11 protein-coding genes and 1 riboswitch are annotated in these 10,842 nt (G+C 51.4%); of the genes, 2 read left to right on the top strand and 9 right to left on the bottom strand.

Going from position 1 to position 10,842, the window contains the following annotated elements; genetic code table 11:
* Window positions 1-142: 142 nt before the first annotated feature.
* The 4 genes from PPL9_RS00320 to PPL9_RS00305 all read right to left on the bottom strand — a co-directional run bounded on the left by PPL9_RS00320 (window position 143) and on the right by PPL9_RS00305 (window position 3,248).
* Complete coding sequence (locus tag PPL9_RS00320) at window positions 143-844, bottom strand: hypothetical protein (protein ID WP_057460770.1); 702 nt, start codon at window positions 842-844, stop codon at window positions 143-145.
* 175 nt (window positions 845-1,019) lie between these two features.
* Window positions 1,020-1,430: a hypothetical protein gene (locus tag PPL9_RS00315; protein ID WP_057460769.1), complete on the bottom strand. Its 411-nt coding sequence runs from the start codon at window positions 1,428-1,430 to the stop codon at window positions 1,020-1,022.
* A 158-nt stretch (window positions 1,431-1,588) separates the two neighbouring features.
* Window positions 1,589-2,137, bottom strand: a complete 549-nt coding sequence (locus tag PPL9_RS00310; RefSeq protein ID WP_057460768.1) for a YigZ family protein — start codon at window positions 2,135-2,137, stop codon at window positions 1,589-1,591.
* 4 nt (window positions 2,138-2,141) lie between these two features.
* On the bottom strand, window positions 2,142-3,248 hold the full coding sequence (locus tag PPL9_RS00305; protein ID WP_057460767.1) for a 2'-deoxycytidine 5'-triphosphate deaminase: 1,107 nt from the start codon (window positions 3,246-3,248) through the stop codon (window positions 2,142-2,144).
* Window positions 3,249-3,371: 123 nt separating this feature from the next.
* Window positions 3,372-3,449, top strand: a riboswitch (SAM riboswitch).
* A 67-nt stretch (window positions 3,450-3,516) separates the two neighbouring features.
* Between PPL9_RS00305 and PPL9_RS00300 the strand changes: the two genes are divergently transcribed.
* Complete coding sequence (locus tag PPL9_RS00300; RefSeq protein WP_057460766.1) at window positions 3,517-4,701, top strand: O-succinylhomoserine sulfhydrylase; 1,185 nt, start codon at window positions 3,517-3,519, stop codon at window positions 4,699-4,701.
* A gap of 82 nt (window positions 4,702-4,783) precedes the next feature.
* On the opposite strand, the gene PPL9_RS00295 is transcribed toward PPL9_RS00300, so the two are convergent.
* The 3 genes from PPL9_RS00295 to PPL9_RS00285 all read right to left on the bottom strand — a co-directional run bounded on the left by PPL9_RS00295 (window position 4,784) and on the right by PPL9_RS00285 (window position 7,555).
* Window positions 4,784-5,221: a hypothetical protein gene (locus tag PPL9_RS00295; RefSeq protein WP_057460765.1), complete on the bottom strand. Its 438-nt coding sequence runs from the start codon at window positions 5,219-5,221 to the stop codon at window positions 4,784-4,786.
* A gap of 141 nt (window positions 5,222-5,362) precedes the next feature.
* Window positions 5,363-6,256, bottom strand: coding sequence for a hypothetical protein (locus PPL9_RS00290; protein ID WP_208989076.1), 894 nt, complete (start codon window positions 6,254-6,256; stop codon window positions 5,363-5,365).
* 87 nt (window positions 6,257-6,343) lie between these two features.
* Entirely contained in the window at window positions 6,344-7,555 is a 1,212-nt protein-coding gene (locus PPL9_RS00285) for a crosslink repair DNA glycosylase YcaQ family protein (RefSeq protein WP_057460776.1), read from the bottom strand.
* A 124-nt stretch (window positions 7,556-7,679) separates the two neighbouring features.
* Between PPL9_RS00285 and PPL9_RS00280 the strand changes: the two genes are divergently transcribed.
* Entirely contained in the window at window positions 7,680-8,213 is a 534-nt protein-coding gene (locus PPL9_RS00280; protein ID WP_057460764.1) for an MAPEG family protein, read from the top strand.
* Between the two features lie 3 nt (window positions 8,214-8,216).
* Here PPL9_RS00280 and PPL9_RS00275 read toward each other — a convergent pair whose 3' ends face one another.
* Window positions 8,217-9,068 carry a methyltransferase domain-containing protein gene (locus PPL9_RS00275; protein WP_057460763.1) on the bottom strand — a complete coding sequence of 284 codons (852 nt, stop codon included), beginning with the start codon at window positions 9,066-9,068 and terminating at the stop codon, window positions 8,217-8,219.
* A gap of 206 nt (window positions 9,069-9,274) precedes the next feature.
* Window positions 9,275-10,519 carry an argininosuccinate synthase gene (locus tag PPL9_RS00270; protein WP_057460762.1) on the bottom strand — a complete coding sequence of 415 codons (1,245 nt, stop codon included), beginning with the start codon at window positions 10,517-10,519 and terminating at the stop codon, window positions 9,275-9,277.
* Between the last annotated feature and the right edge of the window lie 323 nt (window positions 10,520-10,842).

Genomic DNA, 10,842 nt, shown 5'->3' with positions numbered 1-10,842 from the left:
TAGCCAATGCTGAAGAAACATTTTTAAACAAGTAGCGCAGGTATTGCCTACCGCCTTGCTCATCCCGACTTCCGGGAACTCTGGTTCAACACTGCATGGGATGTCATGTGGTGCTGTTGGTGTTTGTGAAGAGACATCAAAGCTAGAACAAAATGAGATCTACTTGATGATCAAAGATGCTTATGTCTATCGAAAGGCGAGATACGTTAAAATAGATCAGGGCGTACCGTAAGGCCCAAAGAAAAGCGAATGTCCATATGAATGGGCTGAGCCAGCATAGAATTTTCCTAGCAGTTTCTTCCTCGCGGCTATTTATCAGGTAACCGACAGAAGCGGGGGCAATCGTCAAAAGTCCAAAGACACTCAGCAACATGCCAGCGGTCGACAAAACTATGAGATTAGTAGTCGGATAAATAGAAGCGGTGGCTGCTATCGTGAATGATGTTACTCCGACAACTGGGTTGAACACCGAAAAGGTGATTGCAACAAAAAGAAGAATTGACTTATGAGTTTTTGAAAGTGCGCTCTGCCGACCTCTAAGCAAAAAAAACATGATCATCATCAAAATGATGAATACTAGAAAAGGGTATATCGCGCTTGAAATTTGAAAATAGATTGTTGGAATGGAGAAGACTGCATCATATCCACCCGAATAATAGCCAGCGAGGGGAAGTCCTGCGAGCTGAAGAGCTGTCAATGCTAATAATTGGCGAGGAGTTAGAGCTTTCCAGATAACGAGTGTTGTTGTGATCAAAGGAAGGTAGAGCAGCTCCCAAAATGTCAACGGCCCTCGAAATAATGCCAAATATGCATTAAATGAAAATACTGAAACATATTCAAGCATATGATGCTCATTTAAAAATCTTAATGTATTCAATTCGCAATATAGAAGATGTCAATTACAGTAACATGCGACGCTGCTGATTGAGTAGCTTGAAATAAGTTATTTGCGCTGATCTGCACGGAAGTTTGTATCGTGGAACGCAGCAAACCGATTCTGGTTGCACGAGTTCAGAAGCCTACGCGTTGTATTCGATGATGCGGCCTTCGCCGATGAGGCGGGGGGCTTTTTCGGTGGTGGTGTAGCTGATGGCGCCTTCTTCGGGTTCTACGCGGCGGCGGTCGCGCAGGTGGGCGGCGTTTTCTTTGATGCCGATGAGGTGGGCGAGGAAAGCGGAGTTGCAGCGGAAGACGTTGATGCGCTTTGGCAGTTCATAGAACTGGGTGTCTTTTTCGTGCTGAGTTTGCGTGGTGGCGACATCCTCAGAGACTTGCAGTTCCTTGCCTGGTTTCCCGTAGGTGTTCCGTCTTGAAACAGTCTCTGCATTTTGCTCTGTGATTTTGGCGTGACGGCGAGAGCCGATATCGCGATAGCGACGATCAGCGTCTGTTCCAGTGTTAATCGCTTTTCCAGTGCGGGTGACACGCATGACTTCACTCCCCCGACTGTCTCAAAATGAGACAAATGCCATTTCCTGGGATTCACATCGCAAGGCGCGTGCCAAAGCTTAAGTTTTTATTAGGATTTTAATTAGTTGGGTGCGGTGAGATTGCTGAGAGAACGGGAAAGGTAAGCTGGTACAGAAGGTTAAAGCTTGTCGATCTGATCTTCAGGACCGCTGACGAGCAGGGTTACGCCGTCTTCTGTGAAGGTGCGTTCGATGATTTCAAGCTGTAGCAGTATGACCTGGCGTTCCAGTTCGGCACTGCTGGAGAAGCTGGCAGAGACACTGCGGGTTTTGATGCGCAGCCATGGCACAAGATCAGCTTCCCGAATGGCGAGATTTGCGGCGCCGGAGTAGGCCCGTGCCAGGCCGCCGGTGCCCAGTTTTGTGCCACCGAAGTAACGGACGATGATGACGCCCACATCCACAAGGTCTGCACCAATGAGCGTTTTGAGTGTAGGCATGCCGGAAGTGCCAGACGGTTCGCCATCGTCTTTGCCGCCTTCATCAATGCGTCCCTCGGGGAGCATTCTGCGGAAAGCGGTGACGTGGTGGTTGGCTTTTTTGTGCTCGTCGCGAAGGTCCGCCAGCCGCTGAGCAAAGTCTACATGGGGTACCAGAAAGGCAAGAAAGCGTGACTTCTTTTCTTCCAGTATCGCGTTGTATTCCTGCTCAACGGTGAAGAGGGGCATCAGCTTATGCTCCTACCGGTTCTTTGCTTTTGAAGTGCTTGGAGAGCTTCAGAGCCTGACCCTGATAGTTGGAGCCAATGCCTTCGCCGTAAAGGGTTTCTGGCACTTCCTCCATGTGTTCGTAAACAAGGCGGCCAACCGTCTGGCCGTGTTCGACGATGAAGGGAACGTCGTGAGAGCGGACTTCTAGAACGGCTCTGGACCCTGTGCCACCAACGGTGGAGTGGCCGAAGCCGGGGTCGAAGAAGCCTGCGTAGTGGACGCGGAATTCGCCGACGAGCGGGTCGAATGGCACCATCTCAGCGGCGTATTGTGGTGGGACGTGGACGGCTTCCTGCGAGACCAGAATGTAGAACTCGTTCGGGTCGAGGATGAGCGTTGCATCGCCGCGATTGTACAGCGGCTCCCAGAAGTCTTCCGGGTCCTGCGCGTCTTTGCGGTCAACGTCGATCACACCTGTATGGCGCTTGGCACGGTAGCCGATGAGGCTGTCTTTGCCAGAGCCTTTCAGGTCGATGGACACCTGTACGCCGTTGTTGATGGCATCTTCGTCCTTGCCGCCAGACACCAGTGTGTGCTGGTTGTGCACTTTGGTCAGGTCTTCATCATTGATGAGGGTTTCACCATCGCGGAAGCGGATTTGGGACAGGCGAGAGCCTTCGCGGACCAGTACAGGGAAGGTCTTTGGAGAGATCTCAGCGTAGAGCGGGCCTTTGTAGCCGGCTTCAACACGGTCAAATGCGCGGCCCTGGTCTGTGATGACGCGGGTGAACACATCAATGCGGCCCGTGGAGCTTTTTGGATTGGCTGTTGCGGATTGCTCAGCCGGGAGGTCCAGCGCTTCCTGAAGGCGGACGATGTAAACGCAGTTGGTTTCCAGCACGGCGCCTTTGGAGAGGTCGATCTCGTGCAGGATGAGCTTTTCCAGCTTGTCTTCCACTTTCGCGTCGGGGCCGGGCAGAAAGGAGGCCCGGACACGCCATGCTTTGACGCCGAGGCGCAGGTCAAGACTGGCAGGTTGAATCTGGTCCTCGTCGGGCACTCTGTCTGCTTGAATTGCACCGCTGGCAAACATAGCTTCAATCGCTTTTGCCGGAAGAATGCCTGTCATTGTTGGTTCCGCCCCACTGGTACTCAAATCGTTCTGACACTGATTAACGTAAGTTTGATCTCTCGCCAAGTCTGCAACCTAAGCTGATTGATTGACCCTAGTGTATTTTCGAGGTAAAAACGCTGCCTATTCCGTGGTGATTTGGTCGACCGGCTTGCAACCACGTAAAACAAGTAGCTAAAGGGTCGGGTTCTTGTATAGACCTCGGCCCGCGCCGGGGTTTTTTAATGAAGGGGTAGAGCAATATCTCTTCGGGCAGGAATGAGCGATGACAGACGCAAAGAACTGGAAGCCAGCAACTCGGCTTGTTCATGGAGGCACAACGCGCTCCAGCTTTGGTGAAACATCCGAAGCTATCTTCCTTACACAAGGGTATGTTTACGACAGCTCAGAAGCGGCAGAAGCACGCTTTTTGGGCGAGAATCCGGGCTATATTTATTCCCGGTACGCAAACCCGACCGTAGGAATGTTCGAGCGACGAATGTGCGAACTGGAAGGCGCTGAGGCCGCACGCGGCACGGCTTCTGGTATGGCGGCTGTTAACTCTGCGATTATGGCCTGCGTTAAAGCTGGCGATCACGTGATTGCACCAAAGGCGCTGTTCGGTTCCTGCCGATACATCATCGAAAAGCTGCTGCCACGTTATGGTGTGGAGTCCACGCTGATTGATGGCACTGATATTGAGCAATGGAAAGCAGCTGTTCGTCCGAACACCACAGCGGCGTTTCTTGAAAGCCCAACCAACCCGACGCTTGAAGTGATCGATATTCCAGCTGTTGCGGATATTATTCACGAAGCTGGTGGACGGCTTATTGTAGACAACGTGTTTGCGACTGCTATCTGGCAGAGCCCGCTGGCCTTGGGTGCTGATGTGGTGATCTACTCTGCGACCAAGCATATTGACGGGCAGGGCCGATGTTTGGGCGGTATCGTGCTTTCCGATGAAAAGTGGATTGTGGAAGAATTCCATGACCCGTTCAAGCATACCGGACCTGCGATGAGCCCGTTCAACGCTTGGGTTCTGCTGAAAGGTCTGGAGACTTTGTCGTTGCGTGTTGAGCGTCAGACTGCGAATGCTGGCAAGCTGGCAGAGTTCCTTGCGGATCATTCTGCAGTGTCTCGCCTGATTTACCCGGGCCGCGCTGATCACCCACAGGCGGATATCGTGGCCAAGCAGATGCAGGGTGGGTCTACCATGCTGGCGTTTGATTTGGCGGGTGGTAAGGAAGCGGCCTTCAAGTTCTCCAATGCGTTGGAGATTGTCAGCCTTTCCAACAACCTTGGTGATGCGAAGAGCCTGATTACCCATCCGGCGACGACTACGCACCAGAGTGTTGCAGAAGATGCGCGTCTGGAGCTGGGCATTACAGACAAGACGCTTCGTCTTTCTGTTGGTCTGGAAGATGCAGATGACCTGCTGGAAGATGTTGCTAAGGCATTGGCCGCGCTTTAAGCGTGTTGCACATTATGACTGGCGTGAGGGCATCCAACCGGGTGCCCTTTATGCATTAAAGCGCAATGCTGCGGACTTGTTGTTAGCTGTTGCTGGTTGCCACAACTACATCTCGCCGTGCTCCGGACAAGGTGATGATGAAACCTGCAATGACATCCAGAAACGTGATGGTCATGAGCAGAAGGAAGAGCGGGGTGGCGGCTTCTTGCACCGAGAGAAACTCAATCAGGTAGGCCACGAGGATCAACAGAGACAAGCTGTGATCTACCAGTGAGAGTGTGCTGGTTCTGGTGGCTTTGATGATCTCAACGAAGAGCAGGACCAAAGTGCCTGCAAGCAGAAGGGTGGCGACATCCAGAGGAACGAGCAGTCCGGATGGCAGTGGGATCTGGAATACAATGGCAGCCCACGGGGTGACGTTGTAGCCTTGATCAAGCACCGGCTCTAGATCTTCAAACCACCTAAATGCCACAGCGTTGTAGAGCAAGAACGGAATGAGCGTGAGTGGAATAGTCCTCATGTGGTTGTCCCCGGAAGAGCTGGAAGCGGTATCCTATCGGAAAAGATTAACATTAATGCTGGGGGTCTGTGATGCCCTGAAACCGGGAGGGGTAACGCTTCGAGTGGTTTAATGCCTAGGGCTTTCATTTTAAGTGGAGTTCTAGGGAATACGACGCGTGCGATTGTGAATAGTGAGGGGGCGTCGCACACGTTCTGTCATGCGACGTTCTATGTGAGAGAGCTCATTATAGTTATCGACAGTGATGCCCTTCCAATATTTGACGATGGGAAGGCCTATGCGAAGTTGAAAAGCACCAATGGGATAGTTGATGTCGCTGTGATAGCGGATCTGTCCAACAAATGTGGTCTTCAATCCAGGTAGGCCAAACCAGCCTGCACGGGATATTTCAAATCGTCCTTGTGCCCCGCTTATCTCTTCAATGTTGTTGGCGGTTCTATAAAAGCCTCCTGCATAGATGCGGAGGCCGAACCCCAGATCATCAGTTCCGGGGAGGTCGTAGCCAATCTCTCCTGAAAGGTTGAGGAGAGGAATGCTTTCGCGTTGGTCTGTGCTACCCGGTTCCGGTTCCAGAATACGGACTTTGCTTGTCGGGAATTGTGCGTTGAAGCGAGCCTCATAGTTATTTGCCAGAAACTCGAGGCCCGTGGTGACTGCAGTTGCGGGGCCGCGTTCGTAATCTTCCTTGTAGTTCACGAAGATGTAGGTGCTGCCAATCAGGTTTGGCCGCACAAAGTGACGGAGGCCACCGCCAGCACTTATGAGATATACAGCATCAGAGGAGTTGCCGGAGCGGACATCAGCGAAGAACATGCCATGACTGTCCTGAAAGACTGGCGTGATGACTTCGGCGGCTCCAGATGTGTTATTGCGATCTGTCTCAAACAGGCCAATGAAGCGGGGTTGGTACTTGCCTTGCGGATTGAAGGTGAAGTGGTCGTCTAAATTGAAGAGAGGTTGGGCCTGGCTGGCAGAGGTATTCAGCGCCACAAGGCAGAGCAGAATACGCAACAAAGTTTGCAAAAGCTGGCCCATTTGCTCTCTTGGTGCTGACGAGAATGCGACGTTTACCAGCAGTATTGGAGGTTACTTACGTTTCTGATAGTCCCGCCATCCAGTGGGCTATCCTTGCCAAGCTGAGAGGAACTGAAGATCTTCACAGCCAGCAAACTGGGTGCATCGCTCCAGTTCAGCTTCCAATCGTTGTTGGCGGCCTTTGCCCATGCGAATGCCAGCCTCGGGCCAAAAGCGTTTTACAGCCAAAGCATTGGAGGCTTTGTCACGCTTCATATCAATGCGGCCAATCAACTTGTCCCCCTCCATTACGGGGAAGACATAATAGCCGTATTGCCGTTTTGGTTCAGGGACGAAGATTTCGATGCGATAATTGAAGTCAAAAAGAAACTCAGCGCGCTTGCGGTCTCTTAATGCCGGGTCGAATGGACTGAGGATGCGGATCCGTTGGGATGGGGCTTCGAGGGATCTCAGTTCATCTTCAATTGTTGGGCGTGCGAGACATAATTTGTGCTTCGTGTCGCTGGCAGGTTGAATCTCAACAAGGATCAGTTCCTGACGCTTCTGGGCTTGCTCACACCATGCTTTGACATCGGCAAGGTCTAATTTGTCCCAATAGGCTGCAATTTCGCTGGGCGTAGCGAAGCCGAGGCGGTCGATTGCGGAGTTGCAAGCCCACTCTATGGTTTCTGCATGGCTGGGTTTAGCGGAGCGGTGATCCTCAGGGATGACGCGTTCTGTCAGGTCATAGAGTTTTTGAAAGTTTTCACGCCGGGAGACGGAGATTTGTCCGGTCCGCCAGAGATATTCAAGTGCTGTTTTGGATGGGTTCCACTCCCACCACCCGCCTTTGCTGCGCTTCTCATCCTTGCCGACATCTGAGGTGCCAGCGGGGCCGTTTTCTTCGATATGCCGTAGAATGAGGTTGAGTTTTTCCTGATACTCCGCACCGCGCCAGACCTTCCAGCGGGATTGCAAGCTTTCTGCGCTCTTTTGGAAACGGTAGTGCCAATAAGGGAAGAACTCGGTTGGAATGATTGAGGCATCATGCGTCCAGTGCTCAAAGAGGCTTCTGTCATTTTCCAGCAGCTTCTTGAGATGTTTGGGGCGGTAACTTTGGCGGCGTGACCACAAGATCATGTGGTGCGCACGCTCTACTGTGTTGATGCTATCAACCTGCACAAAGCCAATGCGGTGAATGAGATCGAGGAGATCTTCTCCTTTCGAGGAGCCTGTTGGTGCTTCAAGAAGGGCGTGTTTCTGCAGAAACAAGCGGCGCGCAGCGGCGTTATCAACTTTTAAAACTAACTGCGCTTCCATAGTCATCAAAGTCTCCTGCTTGATCAGACGTGCCTAGGCTAGGAGAGGTAGCGCCTTGCCGCAAGCAGTCCGCAGCAGATAGCTGTGGGTTTGTTCCTATTATGTTCTCTAAGTGGAGGTTGCATTGGACTTTGCAGAAAAACAGCGGGGTGTGTTTCAGCGGATGATTGTTGGAGCGTTGGTGACCGCGATTGTGCTTTTGTTTGGTGCGCTTCTCAATCCATTTGGATTTGCCGCGGACTGGAATGCCTCTGAGCGACTTTGGGTGGCAGCGGTTTCATTGTTATCACTTGCCTTATTGCTGATGATTTCTATAGGTCGTCTGGCAATGCGTAGGTTTTATCATGCTGATGACATTGATGGAGGAGGGCTAACCCACGGCAGTGAGGAAGCCAGGATGCTGCAGAGCATTTTGCAAAATACACTTGAGCAGGGGGTGTTGGCGGGGTTCATCTACATTGCCTGGGCTGCGGTTATGCCCGGTAGCACGATGTCGGTACCGCTGTTAGCTGCGCTGCTGTTTGCGCTCGGGCGTATTCTGTTTTTTGCCAGCTATGAGAAGGGGGCACCATGGCGTGGAACCGGCTTTGCACTGACTTTCTACCCAAGCATTTTAATGCTGGTGGTTGTGCTGATAACGTTGATGGCCGGGTTGTAGCGCTCACGCTGGCATATAGCGAGCGACTACAAGATGTCCGAGCACAGGACTTTCGTGCTCTTGTCGGAGTGTGGTCTGCGTGAAGTCGAGGGTTGCAAAGTCGAATTGCTCCAAGAGATTGCGGAGATAATCTTCTGTATGCTTGAAGCGGCAACTGTCGCTCATCGTGTAGGGCTGGGTATTGGATGCAGGCTCCATCACAGCTTCAGCGGAGAACAGGAACACGCCATTCTTTTCGATGTTACTGGCGACACCTTCGAAGAGATCTTCCAATGAACCAAAGTACGGCAAGAGTTCTGATGCGAGTATCAAATCCCATTTCTGAGGATGATCTTGATCGAGAAACTCGTTGATTTCACATTGCTGGAGATCGTCGTAGATCTTCTTGTCTCTCGCCAGCTTGAGCATTTGCTTGGAAATGTCGACGCCAGTTTTATAAGGGATTTGATCTTCAAAAAGTTCGGCAGCTAAGCCAGTGCCACAACCTAGATCTAAAAGACGTTTAAAGGGGCCAAGCTTGAGAGTGTTGATCTTTTCGTGGATCTTGGTTGGTAGGCTGTATTGGAGGATCTCCAGTAGCTTGATATCGAAAAGCTTTGCTTTCTGGTCAAACAGAGCGGAAACATACTCAGCTGGCATACTGTCCAGCTTTTCTGAGTTCGCCTTTGCTCTTGGCAGATCGATGGTTTCCTCTGAATTTTCAGAGCACCCTTGCCCAAGAAGGTTCAGCAAGTGATCGGCAGCTCCGTTGAACTCTCCGGTCTCTTTGAGCTCGAGTACATGATCATAGATCATGAAATGTCGGAGGAAATCTGCAACGGGATTGGTTTCTTGTTCTTTTTTATCATTCTTCATCGCTGTCTAGTATCCTCGTCTTTGAATACTGACACGATTGAGCCATGAAAAAATTAATGAATAGTAAGCCTCTTTTGGTTGATCGTTTTTAGGTAAGTAACGGAAAGTAGCTGTATTTTTGTTGCTAGGTATTTCTCAAAATTAAACCCGCAGTGTTTCCACTGCGGGTTTAATAACTAATTTAAAGCTTAGGAGCTTTTACCCTTTCAGGCGTCTGTCAACTCTTTTGCTTTGGTCATCTGGTTCCGCTTTGCCAGTGTACGCAAACGCAGAGCGTTGAGGCGGATGAAGCCTGCAGCGTCTTTCTGGTCGTAAGCGCCGTGGTCATCTTCGAAGGTCACCAGCTCTTCTGAGTAGAGAGAGTAAGGGGACGCACGACCAACAACGATAACGTTGCCTTTGTAGAGCTTCAGTTTAACTGTACCGGTCACGAACTCCTGAGACTTGTCGATCATCGCCTGCAGCATCTCACGGTCTGGGGAGAACCAGAAGCCGTTGTAGATGAGCTTTGCATAGCGCGGCATCAACTCGTCTTTGAGGTGAGCAGCGTCACGGTCCAGCGTGATGGATTCCATCGCACGGTGTGCTGACAGGAGGATTGTTCCGCCTGGTGTCTCATAGATGCCGCGGGACTTCATGCCAACGAAACGGTTTTCGACCAGATCGAGGCGGCCTATGCCGTTGTCGCGACCGTAATCGTTCAGCTTGGCAAACAGAGTTGCCGGAGACATGTGTACGCCATTGATGGAGCACGCATCGCCTTTTTCGAAGCCGATTTCGATCTCGGTGACTTCGTCCGGCGCGCTGAGCGGGTCAACGGTGCGCTGGAAGACATACTCTGGTGCTTCTTCATTCGGATCTTCCAGAACTTTACCTTCGGAAGAGGAGTGAAGCATGTTTGCGTCAACGGAGAACGGTGCTTCGCCGCGCTTGTCCTTTGGTACTGGGATCTGATGCTGTTCTGCGAACTCGATCAGGTCAGTACGGGACTTCAGCGTCCAGTCACGCCAAGGTGCGATCACCTTGATGTCTGGGTTCAGTGCGTAGCATGCCAGCTCGAAGCGTACCTGGTCGTTGCCTTTACCGGTTGCGCCGTGCGCAACTGCGTCAGCGCCGGTTTCTTCAGCGATCTCGATGAGACGCTTGGAAATGAGCGGACGGGCGATAGAGGTGCCGAGGAGATAAACGCCTTCGTAAACTGCGTTGGCCCGGAACATTGGGAACACGAAGTCCCGAATGAATTCCTCACGGAGATCATCAATGTAGATTTCTCGAATACCAAGCAGTTCAGCTTTTCGTCGTGCTGGCTCTAACTCTTCGCCCTGACCTAAGTCAGCAGTAAAAGTTACAACTTCGCAGCCGTATTCCGCCTGCAACCACTTGAGAATAATCGAGGTGTCGAGCCCGCCAGAATAGGCAAGTACAACCTTTTTGATGTCGCCTTGGGCCATAGATTAGCTTCCAAATGTGTGTTCGGGCGCATAAAGCGCCTATGCTGGGCAATCTACCGAGGAGAGCCAGCAACGCAAGTGGTGATTGAGGATTGAGTGCTGAGTTATTAATCGGGATAGTTGAGCTACTTACAGGTGTTTCTGATAATTGGGTGAGTAGAAGCTGATGCGGGGTTCAGCTATCGGGTATGTAAAGTTCTGATAACGCAAAGATAATGACTGCTACGTTGTGCTTTGATGCCATAAAATTTGCACGTCTTGGGTGTGAGCCGTGAGTTGCTAAACTGCATGATCTCTCAACTGTATCTGCGGAAAAACCATAG

Origin of the sequence: Pseudovibrio sp. POLY-S9, assembly GCF_001431305.1 — a bacterium.
In the GTDB taxonomy this organism is placed as follows: Bacteria; Pseudomonadota; Alphaproteobacteria; order Rhizobiales; family Stappiaceae; genus Pseudovibrio.
The sequence above is the reverse complement of the archived record's forward strand: the minus strand, read 5'-3'. Positions and strand labels throughout refer to the sequence as shown.